The sequence below is a fragment of the Nocardia australiensis genome, assembly GCF_020733705.1.
Lineage (GTDB): Bacteria > Actinomycetota > Actinomycetes > Mycobacteriales > Mycobacteriaceae > Nocardia > Nocardia australiensis.
The window spans coordinates 2,042,113-2,060,574 of the sequence record NZ_JAJFZM010000001.1; the positions used below are offsets into that span (position 1 = coordinate 2,042,113).

Consider the following 18,462-nt stretch of genomic DNA (forward strand, 5'->3'; position numbering starts at 1 on the left):
GGAGCTACATGGTCGCGCGGCACCTCGTCGACGTGCACGTTCTGCTGATACGCGACGGCGGGCTCCTGCTCAGCCGCCGTCGCGGTGACGACGAGTTCGACGGCCTGTGGCACCTGCCCGCCGGCAAGCTCGAAGCGGGGGAGCCCGCCGCCGCCGGGGCGGTGCGGGAGGCGCGCGAGGAGGTCGGTGTCGTCATCGACCCAGCGGACCTGCGCCTGATCCACACCGCCCACGTGGTCGGCTCGGGCCACGAACCCCGGCTCGGCCTATTTTTCGAGGCGCCGCGCTGGACCGGTGAGCCGACCAACCGAGAGCCGGACAAATGCTATGAACTCCAATGGTTTCCGCTCGACGCATTGCCGTACGACTCGCTCATCCGCTATCCCGCGGCCGGCATCCGCGCGTATTTCAGCGGTATCGCCTACAGCGAGTTCGGCTGGGCGAGCGGCGGCCGTCAGTAGCAGCCGCGCACGCCGGACACCGACCAGACCTCGGTGGTCACACCGTTTTTCGGCCGAAGGATATCGGTTCCGCTGACGGCGATGGTCGCACTGTCGGGACCGGTGAACTTCGCGCCGTACGGCCGTGCCACGAATTCGGTTCGGCTGTCATCCATTTCGATGACCGGTTCGCCCTCCGGTGTGAAGACCAGCCCGGAATTGAAGGCCAGGTCAGCTGCCCGCGTGGGCGGCCTCGAGATAGATCGACAGCACGGCTGCGAGTTGGTTGATGCTCTCCGGCGTGTCGGTTGGAAAGTCGGCGCGGGCGCCGGCGAAGCGATCGAATACCGCGCCCTCGATGACGGCGATGAAATCGGCCGCGGCTACCGCTGGGTCGGCGGCGCCGATGGCTTGGAAAAGAGTTCGGGCACGTTCGGTCGAGAACAGGCTGTTGGCCAGCTGGGCGTGCAGATCGGTGTCGGCGAGGCGGTCGATGATGAGTGCGTGCCGGACAATCAGGTGATGGCGGCGTTCGGTCAGGAGCCGGTCGAGCCACGCGGCGATGTCATGTGCGGTGTTATCGAGGTCGATGGGGCCGGTTGCCGGAAACTGGGCGGCGACGAAATCCTCGCGGGAGCGGGTGGTGATCCGCGCGGCGATGGCTGTGATCAACGCGGGTTTGGTGCGGAAGTAGTACGAGGTAGATCCGGCAGGCAGGTCGAGCTCGGTGTCGAGAGCGCGATGGGTGAGCGCGCGGATGCCGTGGGTGGCGATCAGGTCGATGGCGGCGTCGACGATCAGCGTGCGTCGGTCTGTTGTGGACATCGTCACCTCTCCTGGCGGCCTTAACCTCTTTCCTCTACAACTGTAGAGGAAAGGGAGGTTGTGGTGAATATCGGTGCGATCGAATTGGATGCCGACCAGGCGCGAGCGGCAGCCCGGCTCGATGAACTCCTCGACCGCCACGGTCGGCCGGTCAAACGTCACCGTGGCATCTATCTGCACGGTCGACCCGGCCGCGGCAAGACCATGGTCATGAACCAATTCTTCGGCAGCGTCACCTCGAACCGCAAGCACCGATTCCACTTCCACGCCTTCTTCGCTCGATTGACCGCCCTGCGAGCCGAATCCGGAGCCATCGACCGCGCTATCGATACCCTGCTCGGTGACGCCCGGTTGGTGTGCTTCGACGAATTCCACGTGCACGACATCGGCGACGCCATGCTGATCACCCGCGTGCTCGACGCGCTGTTCGCCCGCGGCATCGTGCTGGTGGTGACCTCCAACTATCCGCCGGAAAAACTGCTACCCAACCCGCTGTTCCACGACAGGTTCTTACCGACAATTGCCCGCATCGTCGCCAATCTGGAAGTGGTCTCCGTGGACGGTCCGCTCGACTACCGCACCCGAGTTCCGCGCGACCCAGCGGCCACCGGCTTTCGGGCCGGACGGTACCTGGTCGGCGCCGAATCGGCCCTCTGGCGCCACGCTGTCATTGCCGCCGACGGTGAATCGGACCGCCGCGGTGGTGCCGTCGTGGCCCCGGCGCCGGGCCGGGCGGGGATGAACGTCGCGAGCACGCGTGTCGGCGAGCCTCACCCCGATGGCGGCCCTGAGGTAGTGGTCGGCGCACGTCGCGTTCACGCTCGCTCCGTCGAAGGTGCCGCGATCGTATTCGATTTCGCGAAGCTGTGTGGCACGCCGACCTCGTCGGCGGACTATGTCGAACTCGCCCAACGGTTTTCGACCTGGACCCTGTGTGATGTACCCGCCCTCCGTGCGGTGGCTGTTGATTGGGTCATGCGACTGGTGAACCTCATCGATGTGCTCTACGACGCGGATCTTTCGCTCACCGTCTCGGCCCGTGTGCCATTGGCCGATCTGGTGGCGGATATCGCCCTCCCCGATATCTCGCGCACAGCCAGCCGGTTGAGCGAGCTCGACCAGTTGGGCGACCCTCTCGGTCGCGGCGCGTAGCGATCCGGCTAAACCTGGTCGCACAGCAAATATCGGCTGTTTTGAAACGTCGCGCGGTTGAGCGAGCCGGGCAATAAGACGCCGGATCAGACCGGCCGCCAGCAGTCGGGCCCGGGCGGTCGTGCCACGGACGAAGTCCGGGCGAGGCTACGTCGATGCAGTCGCGTGCGGTAGCCGGATAGGTGCTGTCACAAGTTTTGGGCGCGGGGTTTGTGAGGCCGCCCGAACTGCTGTAATGCGTTCGCGCCGGGCCGGTCGAAGGCATGGTAGTACGGGATAGACAAGACGTATTCCTAAGTATTCGATTCGCTCTCGAGCAGACCGTTCGGCGTGTAACGATGTGGCTGTTTTGTGCAGTACTCAGATGTGGCGGTAACGGAGTGGCAGGGTCGCGAGCGCCGATATTGCGCATGATCGTGCTGATTACGCTGCTTGCGATTGCGGCGATGTCGTTGCGCGGGCACATTCCGGGGGCGACCCAGACTTCAGACCATCAGTCGACGCCTTCCGCGCTGGCAGTGGCCTTGATGCCGGTGTTGCTGACGGTGTCGGTGGTCATCCTGCTGGCCGGTGTGATTGCCAGCCAGCATCGGCTACCGCTGGCGATGCCCGAACCCGAACGTGGCAGTGCGGAGCAACGATGGCGCCTCGGCAAATTCGGCCTGCTGATACTGGCCGTGCTTGCTGGTTTCTCGCTGCTGATCGCGGCGGCCACGGCGCTGATTTTCGTCGGCCGTGGCCGGGAGACCACGACCGCCACGACCGCGCCGCCGTCCGGCTCGCCCCGGCCTACCGGCGAAATCGTCACCACCGCGCCGGCACCGAATCCGGCCGGCGAGCCCGCGCAGCTGACCGGGATAGCGCTATGGCTGGCCGTGGTCGCGGCCGGGGTGCTGGTAGCGGTTGCTCTGGTCGGACTGGTCGTGGTCGCCATGACAGCGCGCGGCAAGCCAGCGACGGTGCCCGCGCCGCCCCCGCCCGCCGCACCGACGACGGGTTCGCTGGCCAGGGCGGCCGAAATGGGCCTGGCCGCCATGAATGTGCCGGGCCAGGATCCGCGAACCGCGATCATCGCCTGTTACGTCGCCATGGAGAACGGCCTGTCCTTCGACCGCTCGGCCGCCCCACTGGCCTCGGACACCCCGATGGAGGTGCTGGCACGCGCCTTCGAACGGGGTGCCCTGCACGACGCGTCGGCCAGGGAACTGGTCGCATTGTTCGAGGAGGCCAGGTTCAGCCCGCACTCGATGCTGGAGTGGCAGCGGATGCGTGCCGAACAACTTCTGCGCATCGTGTTGGCCGATCTGCAGGGAGAAATGGTATGAGCCGCATGGGAATTGTGGTCGTCGCGGTGTTACTCATCGGGTTGATCGAGCTCGCCGCGGTCCGCGAGGCACGCGGCACGATGCTGATAACCTGCGGAATCCCAGTGGCACTGGCCTTTATCGCGCTGGTCTGGTCATTGCGGGAACACTCAGTGCAGCCCGATACCGACCCAGGCGATATCGAGAACGGTCCGGCCGAGATGCTGCACCACTGGCACGCCAGGGCGGAGATGCTGGCCGATCGCGCCGATGGCACCCGTGCTGACTGGGATCGTCACCTTCGTCCGTTGCTGGCCAAGGAATTCGAGTTGTCCACAGGCATGCGGGTCGCGAAGAACCGCAAAGCGACCGAGGCCGCGGGGGTATTGCAGTTCGGCCCGGAGCTGTGGCTCTGGGTGGATCCGGCGAACTCGGCACTGCGTGATCAGACGACTCGGGCACCGGGGCGGGCGGCACTGGATGAAATCCTGCGACGCCTTCAGAGAATGTGAAATGGGTTGAGACAAGTGCGAGTAGACAAATGACGATGCCGATGGACGCGACCGTCCAGCGCAGCGACGCGGTGCTCCGGGAACTGTCCCGGGTCATCGTCGGCAAGCGCGACGAGTTGCAGCTGATCATGATCGCCGTACTATCCGGCGGTCACGTTCTGATCGAGGACCTACCCGGCCTCGGTAAAACACTTATCGCCAGATCCTTCGCGGCCGCGCTCGGCCTGGAATTCACGCGCGTGCAGTTCACACCGGATCTGCTACCCGCCGACCTCCTCGGCTCCACCATCTACGACATGTCCACGGGCCGGTTCACCTTCCGGCGCGGGCCGGTGTTCACCAATGTGCTGCTCGCCGACGAAATCAACCGGACCCCACCGAAAACGCAGGCCGCGCTGCTGGAGGCGATGGCCGAGGGGCAGGTCAGCATGGATGGTGAAACCTTCATGCTGCCACAGCCTTTCATCGTGCTGGCCACCGACAATCCGATCGAATATGAGGGCACCTATCCGTTACCGGAGGCGCAGCTCGACCGCTTCGCGATCCAGTTGCGCCTTGGCTATCTGTCCGAGCACGACGAAACACAAATGATCCGCCGCCGCTTGGAGCGCGGCGCGATACCGCCGACGGTGGGGCAGGTCGTGGACGCGAACGGGTTGCTGGAGATGCGGCAATCGGTCGAGTTCGTCACCGTGCATCCCGATGTGGTCAGTTATGTGGTCGCGCTGGCCGCCGCGACGCGCGGGCATCCACAGGTGGAGGTCGGTGCCAGTCCGCGCGCCGAACTGGATCTGGTGCAGATGGCGCGGGCGCGGGCGCTGTTGCTCGGGCGCGATTACGTGATCCCGGAGGACGTCAAGGCGCTCGCCGTTGCGGCGATGGCGCACCGGATCACGCTGCGACCGGAGATGTGGGTGCGCCGGATTCGCGGCGAGGATATCGTCACGGAGCTATTACGTCGCCTTCCGGTTCCGCGCGCGTCGGTGAGGTGAGTCCTCGACCATGACCCATCGCGATGGGAGCACCACGGTAGACGCCGAATTGCGGTGGCGGCCCGCGCCATTGGTTTACATGCTCGCCGGGTGTGCGGCGGCGGCGTTGGTGCTGGCCGTGGTCTTCGGCAAATGGCAGCTGGTGGTCTTCGCCGCGCCGCTGCTCGGTGTGCTCGCGACCGCACCATGGCAGCAGTCCTCGACCAAGATCCAGGTCAACGACGGCGGAACGCTGCGCTGCTTCGAGTCGGAGGAGGTCGTGCTGACCGTGGCGGCCTCCGTCGAGGCCGGGCACGCGCTGCTGCGCATGAAACCGGACAAGGTTGCCGGACTCGGGATCGAGATCGAAGAGGCGAACGATTCCGCAGCGGCGCCCGCCGGGCTGCGGCTGGGGTTGACGGCGCAGCGCTGGGGGCGCTATCCGCTGTCGGTGCGAGTTTCCGCGCTCAGCCCGGCGGGGCTGTCGCTGGCGACCGTCGCGCTGCCCGCAGGCCAGCTGTTCGTGTACCCGATCACCGATCCACAGCGAATGCGCTTGCCGCGCACCGAACTTCCCGAGCGTCTCGGCACCCACCTCACCCGCAAACACGGGCCGGGCGTCGAATACGCCGACATCCGCGCCTACGCACCCGGTGATCAACTGCGCACCGTGAACTGGCCGGTGAGCGCGCGCCGCGGCAGGTTGTATGTCACCGAACGGCTGACCAACCGTTCCGCGGATGTGGTTGTCCTGGTGGACACCTCACAGCAGGCGCCGGGGCCCGCCACCGCATCGCTCGAGCTGTTGGTGCGTGGTGCCGCGCAGGTGGTGCAGTCGACGCTGCAGGCGGGAGACCGTACCGCCGTGGTCTGTCTCGGCCAGCAGCCGCGCTGGCTGCGGCCGGATATCGGGCGACGGCAGTTCTATCGAATCGTCGACACCGTGCTCGATGTCGGCGAGGAACACATCACGACCACCGGCACGCTCGCACCGCATCGCGCGGTGCCGCTCGGCGCGATCATTGTCGCCTTCTCCACCCTGCTCGATACCCAGTTCGCGCTGGCGCTGATCGACCTGCGCAAACGCGGACATGTGGTGGTGGTTGTGGATGTATTGCGCGGCACGCCTTTTCATGAAAATCTCGACACGACGCTGGCCAAAATGTGGCAGCTGGAGCGGGCTTCGATGTACCGGGATATGGCGACGGTGGGTGTGAATATCGTGGCCTGGACCGAAAATGCGCGCCTCGATGAGGTAATGCGCCTGATTCCCGAGCATCGCCGGACCGTGCGGGTGCGGCGATGACTCGTTTCTTGGCTGTGCTGTCGGGTGTGCTGCTGGTCGGGGCGGTGACCCTGATGACGCCGTTGGCCGGTATCCCCGCATTGATCCTGGTCGCCGTCGGCTGGTGGGTGCGGCTGTCGGCCGCCGCGGCGGTGTTGCTCGCGATCGGTGTGCTCGCCTTTGCCGACACTGGTGTGCTCGCCGCCACCGCGGCGGGATTGGTGGCCACCACCTACTTGTTGAACGCGGCGACCGTTACGGCGCCCGCCGGGGTGGTACCCACGACAATTCCCTCTGTCCTCGGCGCGGTCGGCTTCGCCGCGGCTGCCGTCGGTGCGGCGCTGTTGCCATGGCGTCTCGCGTGGGCGCCGGTGGCAGCGCCGGTGCTCGTGATTGTGCTGTTCGCCTTGGTGATTCAGGGCCTCGGTGTTCGGCGTAGCCGGGTGGATACGGGGGAGTCTTCGCCGGGGTAGTCGCGACCGGCTCGCTGCCGCACGGTTGAGACAGCGGGCCGGATCGACCCGAAAACTACCGGAAGCGCAGTGTGACGTCGCTGAGCACCGGAGCGTCATCGCGTTCGACGACCGTCGCGGCGATCGTCAATTCGCCGTCCGCCCGCCAGATTCGGGTGCGAATCGTTTCGCCGGGGTACAGCACCCCTGCGAAACGCGCGCGGAATCCGGTGACCCGGCTCGCGTCCGAACCGAGTGCGATATCGGTCGCGGTCTTGCAGACGATGCCGTAGGAGCACAGGCCGTGCAGGATCGGGTCGGGGAAGCCTGCGGCGCGGGCGAATTCGGGATCGGAATGCAGCGGATTGCGGTCTCCGCACATGCGATACAGCAGCGCCTGCTGGGGCAGCGTCGGTGTCCGTGTATCGAAATCCGGTGCGCGATCGGGCAATACGGACTTGGTGCTCGGGCCGCGTTCGCCACCGAAACCGCCCTCGCCCTTGGCGAAGATGGATGAGCGCGCGGTCCACAACGGGTCACCGTCCGAACCGGTGACCGTGTGCTCCTGCACGACTACCGCCGCGGCACCCTTGTCCCAGATCTCGCTGATTCGGCCGGTGCTCGTCGCCTTACCGCCGGCGGGAATCGGCCGGTGCACCTCGATCTCCTGGTGTCCGTGCACGACTTTCGCCAGATCGATGTCGATGCCGGGGAACACGACCTTCGGTGGTTCGGTGTCGTGAAACGTGGCCGCGACGGTCGCGAACGTCGGCAACACCTGTGGGGTGCGATCGTCGAGGTAGCGCAGTTCGGCCGGATCGGTCCAGCGTGCGCCGCCGCCGAGTCCCAGGTGATAGAGCTGCACGTCGGATGGCGACCACGCGAACTCCCGGCTCGGAAGCGTCGCTCCGAGCGCAATATTCGGGTCGATGGGCATCGAGTTCTCCTTCTGAATGCTGGTGGACTGATCGTCGTGCTCAGGTGCCCGATGGGCAAGGGGGTGACCGCTGCGTGAGATCGACGCCCCTGAATCGCCTAAGCCTCGGCGGCGGCCTTCGCTGCCAGCCGTTTCTTGCGCTCGGCGATATCCAGCACGGCCAGGTAACCGAAGGTGATCGCGGGGCCGATGGTGGCGCCGGGGCCCGCGTAGGTGTGGCCCATCACCGGGGCGCTGGAGTTGCCGGAGGCGTAGAGGCCATCGATAACACTCTCGTCTTCGCGCAATACGCGACCAGCGGTATCGGTGACCAGCCCACCCTTGGTGCCGAGGTCGCCAGGCACGATCTTGGCGGCGTAGAACGGACCCTGCACCAGCGCGGCCAGGCACGGATTGGGCTTGACGGTCGGATCGCCGTAGTACCGGTCGTAGTGGCTGTCGCCGCGGCCGTAGTCCTCGTCCTTGCCGAGCTCGGCGAAGGTGTTGAACCGGGCGACGGTCGCGGCGAGGGTGTCGGCGGGTACGCCGATCCTGTCCGCCAATTCCTGGAGGGTGTCGGCCTTGACGATGTTGTCGTTTTCCATCCAGCGGGAAGGAAAGCGCAAACCGGGCTGCAATCCGGCGAAGATATAGCGGTTGCGGTAGCGCTGGTCGAACACCAGCCACGAGGGGATGTTTTCGCCCGGCCCCGCACCCTGTCCGTATTCGCCACCGTACATGGTATGCACGGCCTCGACGTAAGGAGCGGACTCATTACCGAATCGCTCACCGGTGGCGTTGACCATGATGGTGCCGGGCAGGTTGCGCTCGGCCAGGGCGAACCACGGCTTGCCGCCCTTGAAGACGGTCGGTCCCCACCAGGCATCCTCCATGAAGCCGACGGCGCCACCCGCCTCCATACCCGCGACGATGCCGTCGCCGGTATTGGCCGCCGCGCCGGTGGTCCACTCGGTGGTGATGGGCTGACGCTGGTATTTGGCGCGCATCTCGGCGTTGCGCTCGAACCCGCCGCTACCGAGCACCACGCCATAGCGTGCGGTGAAGGTGACGGATTTGCCGTCACGCAGCGCCTCGACGCCGGTGACCACGCCGTCGGTCACGACGAGCTTGGTCAGCGGAGTGTTCAGCAGCAGCGGGACATTCGCGTCCATGAGGCCCTTGCGCATCCCGGCGATAATGGCCTGACCCATGACCATCAGGTGCTTGCGGGTAAACTTGGCCCAGTAGGTGCGCGCGCCGACGCGCATCGCCCGCATGATGCCCTTCGGGTGGCGGCGGATCAGGTTGAGCCGGACGAAATCGGCCTGCGTGATCGCGACATTCAACGGGGCCTTCGCGTATGGCGGCTCCAGGTTGAATCGCTCCTCGCCGAGGGACATGGCGTCGAACGGCTTGGGCTCGCACGAGCGGCCCTCGCCCTTGCCGCCCGGTGCTTCCGGGTAATAGTCGGAGTAGCCGGGCACCCAGTTCATCTGCAGCGGGGAGTGATCGAGCACGAAGTCGAAGGCTTCCGCACCACGGTCGATGTAGGTATCGATCCGCTCTTTCGGGACCACGTCGCCGATGATGCTGTGCAGGTAGGTGCGTGCGACCTCGCGGTCGTCGGGTCGCCCGGACGCCTGCAGCGCCTTGTTGCCGGGAATCCACACCCCACCACCCGAGCGCGCGGTGGACCCGCCGTAGTGCGCGGCCTTCTCAATGATCACCACGCTCAGCCCATGGTGTGCGGCGGCGAGGGCTGCGGTCATGCCTGCGGCGCCGCTGCCGACCACCACCACGTCGTAGCTGTGTGGATCATTAACCGGATCATTCATGTAGAACACGTTATAGAATGATGCCGCCATTGGTCTATGTTGTGTGGCAGAAGACTTGCTTGGCATTTCATGCGCTGAGAAACTCGTTACAGTTTCGGACCGGAGTGAAGTTTATGGGGCTCGAGTGGGACCTGGCCGCTGACGTGGTCGTTGTCGGATATGGCGCCGCGGGCGCGGCGGCCGCGCTGGAGGCGACGGCCGAAGGCGCGCAGGTGCTGGTGCTCGATCGGTATGCGGGCGGCGGCGCGTCGGCGCTCTCGGGCGGCGTCATCTACGCGGGTGGCGGTACCTCCGTGCAGCAAGCGGCCGGTGTGACCGATACTCCGGAACAAATGCTCGCCTATCTCGAGCGCGAGGTCGGTACCGCGATCACCCCGCAGACGTTGCGGCGATTCGTGGACGAAAGCCCGGCCATGATCGAGTGGTTGCGGGGTCACGGTGTCCCATTCGAGGCGTCACTGTGTCCATACAAGACCTCCTATCCGAATGACAGCTACTACCTTTACTACTCGGGCAGCGAGGTCTCCGGCTATGGTCGTGATGTCGCGACACCCGCGCAGCGCGGACACCGGGTCAAAGGCAAGGGCACCTCGGGCAAACAGCTGTTCGCGCCGCTGGCCGCTTCGGCATCGAGGCGCGGGGTGCGCGTGGAAACCCTCACGCGGGCAACCACATTGATCCTCGACGACAACGGCACCGTGATCGGCGTCGAATGTCGCACCCTGCGCGACGCGCCGGGCCGGATCCGGGACCGCTATACCCGGATGGCGAAAATCGCGGCCAAGCCAGGAATCTACTATCCGCCGCTGCGTAAGGCGCTGGATCGGCGGTTGGCCGAGCTGGATCGCCGCTACAGCACCACGATTCGAATCCAAGCGCGTCGCGGTGTGGTGCTCAGCGCAGGCGGATTCATCGCCAATCGCACGATGTTGCGGCAGTTCGGACCGCAGTATCGCGGCGGGCTTCCACTCGGCACCACCGGGGATGACGGCAGCGGCATTCTGATGGCGCAGCAGGCCGGCGCGGCAACCGACCGGATGGGCAATGTCTCGGCGTGGCGATTCATACTGCCGCCCAGTGCTTTTACCGGTGCGGTGCTGGTCGACGCGGACGGCCGTCGGGTCATCGATGAGACCCGTTACGGCGCTGCGGTCGGCCACGCGCTGATCAACGAACACGCGGGCAAGGGCTGGCTGCTCGCCGACGACACCTTGATGCGCACCGCGATCGCGCAGATCCCGAAGCAGTCGGCCTGGTTCCAGCGCGGGCAATTCGAGGCGATGCGGCGCACCGCGGTCCGCGGCCAAACCCTGGACGCGGTCGCCGCGAAGGCTGGGATCGACGCGGCGGGCCTCCGTGCCACCGTGGCCGCCCACAATGCCGCCATCGAGAACGGCACGCCCGACCCGGTGGGTAAACCGGCCGACTTCACCAAAACCGTTGGCGCCGGACCTTTCTGGCTGTTGGACGTCAGCATCAAACCCAGCGTCATCAACCCGTGCCCGATGCTCACCCTCGGCGGTGTCGTCGTCGACGAGACCAGCGGCGCCGTGCGGACTACCGCGGGAACCGATATTCCCGGCCTCTACGCGGCGGGCCGGACAGCGGTCGGAATTTGCTCGGATTCCTATGTCAGCGGGCTGTCGCTGGCGGACTGCATCTTCTCCGGCCGGCGCGCGGGACGGGCCGCGGCGGGCGCGCAATCTCAGCACTTGGCGCTGAATCCGACAACTGTGGAAGGAAACTAGCGTGCTGACCGACGCGGTACGAACCAAACTGGCCGATGAGCTCGACGTCGCCGAACGCGACCGGGTGGCCATCGACCCGCTGGTCGCCCGGTATCCCGATATCGATGTAGTCGACGCCTACGAAATCCAGCTGATCAATATCCGGCGCAAGCTGGCTGGTGGTGCCCGCGTGGTCGGGCACAAGGTCGGGCTGTCCTCGCTGGCCATGCAGCAGATGATGGGCGTCGACGAGCCCGATTACGGCCACCTGCTCGCGGATATGGAGGTCTACCAGGACATTCCGGTGCCCGCGTCGCGTTATCTTTTCCCTCGGGTCGAGGTCGAGGTCGGCTTCGTGCTCGGCGCGGACCTGCCGGGGGCGGACTGCACCGAGGTCGACGTGCTCGCCGCCACCGTCGCCTACGCGCCCTCCATCGAGCTGATCGACTCGCGCATCAAGGACTGGAAGATCGGGCTGACCGACACCATTTCCGACAACGCGTCCTCGGCCGGGTTTGTGCTCGGCAGCGAGCGGGTGGCACCGAAAGACCTGGATATCAAGGCCATCGACGCCGTGCTGACCCGCAACGACGAGGTGGTCGCCGAGGGCCGCAGTGACGCGGTACTCGGTGATCCGGTGATCGCGGTGGCCTGGCTGGCCCGCAAGGTCGCCAGTTTCGGGGTGCGGTTGAAGGCAGGCGACATCGTGCTACCCGGCTCGTGCACGCGCGCCATCGACGCCCATCCGGGTGATTGTTTCCACGCCGAGTTCGCTGGACTCGGTTCCGTTCGTTTGCAATTCACGTAGGAGGCTTGCCGTGTCCGAAACGGGGACCGTCACCGCCGCGATCGTCGGATCCGGCAATATCAGTACCGATCTGCTCTACAAGCTGCTGCGCTCCACCACGGTGCAGCCGAAGTGGATGATCGGAATCGACCCGGAGAGTGAGGGTTTGAAGCGGGCCCGCGGGCTCGGGCTGGAGACCTCACACGAGGGTGTGGACTGGCTGCTCGCACAATCGGAACTGCCGGACCTAGTCTTCGAGGCGACCTCGGCGTACGTGCATCGTGCTGCCGCGCCCAAGTATGCCGCGGCCGGCATCCGCGCCGTCGACCTCACGCCCGCTGCTGTCGGTCCCGCTGTGGTGCCGCCGGTGAACCTGTCCGGCGCGAATCTCGATGCGCCCAACGTCAATATGATCACCTGCGGTGGCCAGGCCACCATCCCGATCGTCGCGGCCGTGTCGAGGGTGGTGCCGGTGGTCTACGCCGAGATCGTCGCCTCGGTGTCGTCGGTCTCCGCCGGACCGGGCACCCGCGCCAATATCGACGAGTTCACCAAGACCACCTCGCGTGGTGTGGAGACCATCGGCGGCGCGCAGCGCGGCAAGGCGATCATCGTCCTCAATCCGGCCGAGCCGCCGATGATCATGCGCGACACCATCTTCTGCGCGATCCCCGAGGACGCGGACACCGATGCGATCGCGGACTCCATCCATCGGATGGTCGCGGATATCCAGAAGTACGTGCCCGGCTACCGGCTGCTGAACGAGCCGCAGTTCGATCCGCCGTCGGTGGTTTCCGGTGGTATGGCAAAGGTTTCGGTGTTCGTAGAGGTAGAGGGCGCGGGCGACTTCCTGCCGCCTTACGCGGGCAACCTCGACATCATGACCGCCGCCGCCACCCAGGTCGGCGAGGTCATGGCCAAGCAAATTCTTTCCGCCCGGGTCTGAGAAGGGATCGGACAATGACTTACTCAGCAGAACTCGACATCCGAGTCACCGACTCGTCGCTGCGCGACGGTTCGCATCACAAGCGTCACCAGTTCACCGCCGACGATGTGCGCGATATCGTCACGGCTTTGGACGGTGCCGGTGTGCCGGTCATCGAGGTGACCCACGGTGACGGCCTCGGCGGCTCGTCGTTCAACTACGGCTTCTCGAAAACCCCTGAACAGGAACTGGTCAAGATCGCGGCCGAAACGGCGAAGCAGGCCAAGATCGCGGTACTCATGCTGCCTGGCGTCGGTGTCAAGGAAGACATCAAGGTCTCCCAGGACAACGGCGCGTCGATCTGCCGCATCGCAACGCACTGCACCGAAGCGGATGTCTCCATCCAGCACTTCGGCCTGGCGCGCGAACTAGGCCTGGAAACCGTTGGCTTCCTGATGATGTCGCACACCCAGCCGCCGGAGGCGCTGGCCAAGCAGGCCCGCATCATGGCCGACGCGGGCTGCCAGTGCGTGTACGTGGTTGATTCGGCCGGAGCGCTTGTCCTGGAACAGGTTTCCGATCGCGTCGCCGCTCTGGTCGCCGAACTCGGCAACGATGCCCAGGTCGGTTTCCACGGTCATGAGAACCTGGACCTCGCGGTCGCCAACTCGGTGTACGCGGTCCGCGCGGGTGCTGAGCAAATCGACGGCAGCACCCGACGTTTCGGCGCGGGCGCGGGCAACACCCCCGTTGAGGCTTTCGTCGGCGTCTGCGACAAACTCGGCGTCAAGACCGGCATCAACTTCTTCGCGATCGCTGACGCCGCCGAAGACGTCGTCCGCCCCGTCATGCCCCAGGAATGCCTCCTGGACCGCCAGTCCCTCATGATGGGCTACGCGGGCGTCTACTCCAGCTTCCTCAAGCACGCCGAACGCCAAGCCGAACGCTACGGCGTCTCCGCCGCCGAAATGCTCGTCCGCGCAGGCAAGCGCAAGCTCGTCGGCGGCCAGGAAGACCAGCTCATCGATATCGCCCTGGAACTTCAGCGCGAGGCCACGACCGTCTAAGCCTGGCCCTGGGCCTCAGGTGCCACGTCGGGATCGCGATCGGTATGTGCAACCAGCCGGTCGCGACCCATTTCCACAACTGAACAACCCGCGAATAGCTGAACGATCTCCTGTAGATGTGCCGCAATAAGCGTCAATAGCGCGGAGTTCGTGATGTTTCCGGTAGCAACGATCAGCAGAGACTGCGGGCACCCGTCGAGAACATGACTGATCCAGAAGTCGCGGTCTTTAGAGACGACCGTGCGGCCGTCGCGGTCGGCGAGAGTCGCGATCGTGCGGTCCGGGGTGCGGTTTCCATGCATGAGGTTGGATGTGTGCACGGCATCGTGCCCTGCGGTCGTCAGGAAGGTTGCCAGCTGTCGAGGCAACTGCGCGTCGACGAGGAACCTCACGCAGCATCGAACGGGATCGTGGTCCTTTGCGCAGTCACCACGGCAGCGTACTCGAGGGTCGCCAGGATGTCCTCGTGTTCGAGGTCTGGATAGTCACTGAGGATCTCGTCAGAGTTCATGCCTGCCGCAAGTAGTTCCAGCAGCATCTCGACGGGATACCGCAAACCCCGCACCACAGGCTTGCCGTGGCAGATTTCAGGGTCGGAGGTGATGCGTCCGAGAAGAGACATGGTTCTACTGTATCTAGTGAATCGAGCGGTCGTGAGCCTCTCGGCGAGCTCCTGTACTGGAGTAGCAAGTCTGGGTGGGTGCCGGAGACGGTTTCGGCGGTCGGTGTTCGGTCCCAACCGGACGTGACCCGCTCTGTTAGTTAATCGACCCCGGTGGTGAAATCCACTGTGTCGGTTGGCTGGTCGCGTTGGCGACCGTCTCGAAATCGCGGTCGTAGTGCAGGATCGTGAGGTCATTGGCTTCCGCGGTCGCCGCGATTACCAAGTCTGCGACGCCGGCGCTGCGATGGTGGCCTTGCTCGGTCAGGAGTTGCTGCACCTGATGCGCTCGACTCCACGCATTGTCCGGGGTGACCGTCCAGCCGATCGAGCCGACGTGTATGCCCCCGCCGAACTAGGCGGGTCGGCGGTCACGAGCCTCTCGGCGGCGCTGGTGAGCTCCTATACTGGCAGGGCAAGTCCGGTCGGGTGTCGGAGATGAATTTCGGCGGTCGGCGTTCGATGGATATGTAGTCGAGGGTCGCTTGCGGGTCGGGTCGAGCGGCCGACGCCTCTCGCGAGGAGGGCGCTATGCCTGATCCGACTCATACCAAAGTCTGTCTGAACTGCCGGGAGTATCACGAGCCCGCGTTGGCGGTATTTCTTGTTCCGCAACCGCTGGTTCGGGGCGGGTGCATTCTGCATCTGCTGGAGCAAGCGCCGATCACCATGCCCGCGAATGTGCTCCAGCTCGACCCGGAGTTGATGGACTTGATACAGACTCAGGTCGAGCCGAACAGTTCGGTGCGCGCGCGGTTCCAGGATTTCTCCGCACGGCTGCCCGACTATGCGGGGACCAAGGCCATCCTGCACGATCACTTCATTGCCGATCCCGCGCCGATCGGCCTCGATACAACGGATGCCGCCGATATGACCCGCCTGGAATTGCTGCCCGAGCGGCCGGTCGGCCTCCGGCGCGTTGATGACTTCCAGGACTACGCCGTGCGCCGAGCGATGCTGGCCATCTATCGCCACTTCGAAATAGATCAGCGGATACCACTGCTCTATCACGGCTACGCCGACCCGGCCAACGGCTGGTTCGCGCTACGCGCGGCCTCGGCCTGACCGCGAAATCGAAGCATTGTCATCGCCGAACTCGTTGCGGCTGTACCCGCTGTTGCGGGTGTACAACGGCAGCCCGCGTGATGATGCGATCGCCGCCCTGGCGGCCCGCGTGGCGGCAGTCAGAGCCAGGTGTCAAGTGTCGTGGTTGTGAGGAAGTGGTCGAGGTCGTGGCGCCAGGGGGCGGGAGTGGTTTTCTCCGGCTCGATTGCGGTGTACTGGCCGCGGTAGAACAACAGCGGCCTGCCGGAGATGGTCGACTCCGACAGGGCCAGCACTCGGCCGATCACGATGTAGTGGTCGCCGCCGTCTACGACGCTGTCCACCTTGCACTGGATGGTGGCCAGCGCGTCGTCCAGCAGCGGAAGCTCCAGGTCTGAAGTGTGCCAAGGGGTTTCGGCGAACTTATCGGGTTCGCGGGAGCCGAACCTGGCGCACAGTTGCTGTTGTTCTTCGGCGAGAACGTTAACGCAGAACTGGCCGGACTGTTCGATGGTTGCCCAGGACCGGGAGGCCTTGGTGGGGCAGAACAGCACCAGGGGCGGTTCGAGGGACAGGGCGGCGAACGACTGGCAGGCGAACCCTATCGGGCCGCCATCGGCATCGAAGGTGGTGATCACTGTGATGCCGGTGCAGAACTGCCCGAGCACATTCCGGAACTGCCGTCCGTCGATCGCGGGATACTCGTCGGTTGTCATCTCGCTCGCCCTGTTCGTCATTACTGTTGCATTCCGACCGTGAAGTCGTGACCCCACAGACTCACCGCGGTGGATTCGCGGGCTATCCATGAATGATCGTCGACTTCGAGCCCCTCGCAGCCGAATTCGACATCGAATCCACCTGGTGTCTTCATGTAGAACGACAGCATCTTGTCGTTGACATGCCTGCCGATCGTCGCCGACATCTTCACCTTCTTGCGCAACGCGCGATCCAGGCACAGGCCGACATCGTCGGAGCCCTCCACCTCGAGCATCAGGTGCACGATGCCGCTTGATGTCGGCATGGGCAGGAAGGCCAGTGAGTGATGGCGCGGGTTGCAGCCGAAGAACCGCAGCCAAGCCGGTTCACCATCGGCCGGACGGCCGACCATCTGCGGTGGCAGCCGCATCGAGTCGCGCAGCCGGTAGCCGAGCACGTCCCGGTAAAAGGTGAGCGATGCCTTGTCGTCCTTGGTGCTGAGCACCACATGACCGAGGCCCTGTTCGCCGGTGACGAACTTGTGTCCGTACGGGCTGACCACGCGCCGATGTTCCAGCGCCGCACCGTGGAATGCCTCGAGTACGTTGCCCGAGGGATCCTCGAAACGGATCAGCTCGTCGACCCTGCGGTCGGCCCGCTCCGCCGCCGTGCCTTCTTTGTACGGCACTGCGGCCGTGTCCAGTCGGTCGCGAATGTCCTGTAGCTCAGCGGCATTCGCGGTCTCCCAGCCGGAGATCTGCAGCTGATCCTTGTCGCCGGGGACAATGACAAGCCGGGCCGGGAAATCGTCCATCCGCAGGTACAGCGCGTCGGGATCGGTGCCCTTGCCCTCGACCATCCCGAGCACCTTGAGCCCGTACTCACGCCAGGCCGCCATATCGGTGGCCTCGATGCGCAGATACGCCAGTGATCGAATGCCCATCACTTCTCCTGTTTCGAAGCGGAGACGTCGGCGAGGAAATCGGTTGCGAGCCGGTTGAATTCGTCGAACTTCTCCAATTGCGCCCAGTGCCCGCAACCACCGAACACGTGCAGCTGAGCGCGCGGTATGGATTTCAATGCGACCAGCGCGCCGTCGAGCGGGTTGACGCGATCCTCCCGCCCCCAGATCAGCAGCACCGGCTGGCGCAGCTTGTAGGAGTCACGCCAGAGCATGCCCTTCTCGAAGTCGGCCCCGGCGAAGGACTTACCCATCGCTCGGGTCGCCGCGAGCGATTCGGGCTGACTCGCCGAGGCGAGCCGCTCGTCGATCAGTTCCTCGGTGATCAGCGACTGGTCGAAGACCATGATCCGCAGGAACGCTTCGAGATTGGCCCTGGTCGGTTCGTAATTGAACTTCCCGAGCAGCTTCACGCCCTCGGTTGGATCGGGTGCGAACAGATTGGTGCTCAATCCGCCCGGTCCCATCAGGATCAGCTTGCCCGCGCGATCGGGGTTGTCCAGCGCGAACCGCACGGCCGCGCCGCCGCCGAGCGAGTTGCCGAGCAGGTGCACCCGGCCGGTGATCTTCAGGTGGTCGAGCAGCTCGCGCAACGCCGTCGAGCTGTGCACGAAGTACTGCGGGTGATCGACCGGCTTATCCGACCAGCCGAACCCGGGCTGATCCACCGCGAGCACATGAAAATCCTTGGCCAGCACGGGGATATTGCGGGCGAAGTTCGACCACGAGGACGCACCGGGACCGCCACCGTGCAGCAGCACGATCGTCGGTCCGTTGCCGACACCGGCCTCGTGGTAGTGCAGCCGCAGGTCCGGCCGCACCTGCGCGTACCGCGAGGTGGATTCGAAGGTCAGTTCTACAGTCGCGGTCAACGGATCCTCCGTGTCTCGCGGGGGCTCCCG

Annotated in this window: 22 protein-coding genes; 12 read left to right on the plus strand and 10 right to left on the minus strand. The window is 65.3% G+C overall.

The genetic code is table 11. The features are described 5' to 3' along the window. The first annotated feature begins 8 nt into the window (after positions 1-8). A complete protein-coding gene (locus LKE06_RS09235; protein WP_227998185.1) occupies positions 9-461 on the plus strand; it encodes an NUDIX hydrolase in 453 nt (150 codons plus the stop codon). Here LKE06_RS09235 and LKE06_RS09240 read toward each other — a convergent pair. Both LKE06_RS09240 and LKE06_RS09245 read right to left on the minus strand, forming a co-directional pair. Then, positions 455-616 (minus strand): hypothetical protein, encoded by a 162-nt coding sequence (locus tag LKE06_RS09240; RefSeq protein ID WP_227998186.1) that lies wholly within the window; start codon positions 614-616, stop codon positions 455-457. The genes LKE06_RS09235 and LKE06_RS09240 overlap by 7 nt on opposite strands. Before the next feature lie 55 nt (positions 617-671). Beyond that, a complete protein-coding gene (locus tag LKE06_RS09245; protein ID WP_227998187.1) occupies positions 672-1,265 on the minus strand; it encodes a TetR/AcrR family transcriptional regulator in 594 nt (197 codons plus the stop codon). Between the two features lie 63 nt (positions 1,266-1,328). On the opposite strand from LKE06_RS09245, the gene zapE reads away from it, so the two are divergent. The 6 genes from zapE to LKE06_RS09275 all read left to right on the plus strand — a co-directional run bounded on the left by zapE (position 1,329) and on the right by LKE06_RS09275 (position 6,962). Beyond that, complete coding sequence (gene zapE, locus LKE06_RS09250; RefSeq protein ID WP_227998188.1) at positions 1,329-2,417, plus strand: cell division protein ZapE; 1,089 nt, start codon at positions 1,329-1,331, stop codon at positions 2,415-2,417. Between the two features lie 410 nt (positions 2,418-2,827). Continuing rightward, complete coding sequence (locus LKE06_RS09255; RefSeq protein WP_227998189.1) at positions 2,828-3,742, plus strand: DUF4129 domain-containing protein; 915 nt, start codon at positions 2,828-2,830, stop codon at positions 3,740-3,742. Next, positions 3,739-4,233 (plus strand): hypothetical protein, encoded by a 495-nt coding sequence (locus LKE06_RS09260; protein WP_227998190.1) that lies wholly within the window; start codon positions 3,739-3,741, stop codon positions 4,231-4,233. The genes LKE06_RS09255 and LKE06_RS09260 overlap by 4 nt, the downstream gene beginning before the upstream one ends. A gap of 29 nt (positions 4,234-4,262) precedes the next feature. Then, positions 4,263-5,225 (plus strand): AAA family ATPase, encoded by a 963-nt coding sequence (locus tag LKE06_RS09265; protein WP_227998191.1) that lies wholly within the window; start codon positions 4,263-4,265, stop codon positions 5,223-5,225. Between the two features lie 10 nt (positions 5,226-5,235). Then, positions 5,236-6,510, plus strand: coding sequence for a DUF58 domain-containing protein (locus LKE06_RS09270; protein WP_227998192.1), 1,275 nt, complete (start codon positions 5,236-5,238; stop codon positions 6,508-6,510). Further along, positions 6,507-6,962, plus strand: a complete 456-nt coding sequence (locus tag LKE06_RS09275; protein WP_227998193.1) for a hypothetical protein — start codon at positions 6,507-6,509, stop codon at positions 6,960-6,962. Before LKE06_RS09270 ends, LKE06_RS09275 begins: the two co-directional genes overlap by 4 nt. A 55-nt stretch (positions 6,963-7,017) precedes the next feature. On the opposite strand, the gene chsH3 is transcribed toward LKE06_RS09275, so the two are convergent. Together chsH3 and kstD are read right to left on the minus strand one after the other, a co-directional pair. Beyond that, the gene (gene chsH3, locus LKE06_RS09280) at positions 7,018-7,878 is read right to left on the minus strand and encodes an enoyl-CoA hydratase ChsH3 (protein ID WP_227998194.1); all 861 of its coding nucleotides are present in this window, start codon (positions 7,876-7,878) and stop codon (positions 7,018-7,020) included. A 98-nt stretch (positions 7,879-7,976) separates the two neighbouring features. Further along, positions 7,977-9,722 carry a 3-oxosteroid 1-dehydrogenase gene (gene kstD, locus LKE06_RS09285; RefSeq protein WP_372477311.1) on the minus strand — a complete coding sequence of 582 codons (1,746 nt, stop codon included), beginning with the start codon at positions 9,720-9,722 and terminating at the stop codon, positions 7,977-7,979. Between the two features lie 83 nt (positions 9,723-9,805). Between kstD and LKE06_RS09290 the strand changes: the two genes are divergently transcribed. Genes LKE06_RS09290 through dmpG form a run of 4 tightly spaced genes read left to right on the plus strand, consistent with a single transcriptional unit; the run spans position 9,806 to position 14,198 of the window. Continuing rightward, positions 9,806-11,440, plus strand: coding sequence for an FAD-binding protein (locus LKE06_RS09290; protein WP_227999373.1), 1,635 nt, complete (start codon positions 9,806-9,808; stop codon positions 11,438-11,440). 1 nt (position 11,441) lies between these two features. Then, positions 11,442-12,227, plus strand: a complete 786-nt coding sequence (locus LKE06_RS09295; RefSeq protein WP_227998196.1) for a 2-keto-4-pentenoate hydratase — start codon at positions 11,442-11,444, stop codon at positions 12,225-12,227. A gap of 10 nt (positions 12,228-12,237) precedes the next feature. Further along, on the plus strand, positions 12,238-13,152 hold the full coding sequence (locus LKE06_RS09300) for an acetaldehyde dehydrogenase (acetylating) (protein WP_227998197.1): 915 nt from the start codon (positions 12,238-12,240) through the stop codon (positions 13,150-13,152). Between the two features lie 14 nt (positions 13,153-13,166). Beyond that, the gene (dmpG, locus tag LKE06_RS09305) at positions 13,167-14,198 is read left to right on the plus strand and encodes a 4-hydroxy-2-oxovalerate aldolase (protein WP_227998198.1); all 1,032 of its coding nucleotides are present in this window, start codon (positions 13,167-13,169) and stop codon (positions 14,196-14,198) included. Here dmpG and LKE06_RS09310 read toward each other — a convergent pair. From LKE06_RS09310 to LKE06_RS09320, 3 genes are all read right to left on the minus strand, one after another. Continuing rightward, entirely contained in the window at positions 14,195-14,590 is a 396-nt protein-coding gene (locus LKE06_RS09310) for a DUF5615 family PIN-like protein (RefSeq protein ID WP_227998199.1), read from the minus strand. The genes dmpG and LKE06_RS09310 overlap by 4 nt on opposite strands. Continuing rightward, positions 14,587-14,820: a DUF433 domain-containing protein gene (locus tag LKE06_RS09315; RefSeq protein ID WP_227998200.1), complete on the minus strand. Its 234-nt coding sequence runs from the start codon at positions 14,818-14,820 to the stop codon at positions 14,587-14,589. Before LKE06_RS09315 ends, LKE06_RS09310 begins: the two co-directional genes overlap by 4 nt. A gap of 136 nt (positions 14,821-14,956) precedes the next feature. After that, positions 14,957-15,139 carry a PIN domain-containing protein gene (locus LKE06_RS09320; RefSeq protein ID WP_227998201.1) on the minus strand — a complete coding sequence of 61 codons (183 nt, stop codon included), beginning with the start codon at positions 15,137-15,139 and terminating at the stop codon, positions 14,957-14,959. A 251-nt stretch (positions 15,140-15,390) separates the two neighbouring features. Here LKE06_RS09320 and LKE06_RS09325 point away from each other — a divergent pair, with 251 nt between their 5' ends. After that, a complete protein-coding gene (locus LKE06_RS09325) occupies positions 15,391-15,924 on the plus strand; it encodes a hypothetical protein (protein WP_227998202.1) in 534 nt (177 codons plus the stop codon). A gap of 119 nt (positions 15,925-16,043) precedes the next feature. Here LKE06_RS09325 and hsaB read toward each other — a convergent pair whose 3' ends face one another. Genes hsaB through hsaD form a run of 3 tightly spaced genes read right to left on the minus strand, consistent with a single transcriptional unit; the run spans position 16,044 to position 18,432 of the window. Then, positions 16,044-16,619: a 3-hydroxy-9,10-secoandrosta-1,3,5(10)-triene-9,17-dione monooxygenase reductase subunit gene (gene hsaB, locus LKE06_RS09330; RefSeq protein WP_227998203.1), complete on the minus strand. Its 576-nt coding sequence runs from the start codon at positions 16,617-16,619 to the stop codon at positions 16,044-16,046. 20 nt (positions 16,620-16,639) lie between these two features. Continuing rightward, positions 16,640-17,542: an iron-dependent extradiol dioxygenase HsaC gene (gene hsaC, locus LKE06_RS09335; protein ID WP_227998204.1), complete on the minus strand. Its 903-nt coding sequence runs from the start codon at positions 17,540-17,542 to the stop codon at positions 16,640-16,642. Further along, positions 17,542-18,432, minus strand: a complete 891-nt coding sequence (gene hsaD / locus LKE06_RS09340; protein WP_227998205.1) for a 4,5:9,10-diseco-3-hydroxy-5,9,17-trioxoandrosta-1(10),2-diene-4-oate hydrolase — start codon at positions 18,430-18,432, stop codon at positions 17,542-17,544. Before hsaD ends, hsaC begins: the two co-directional genes overlap by 1 nt. Positions 18,433-18,462 lie beyond the last annotated feature (30 nt).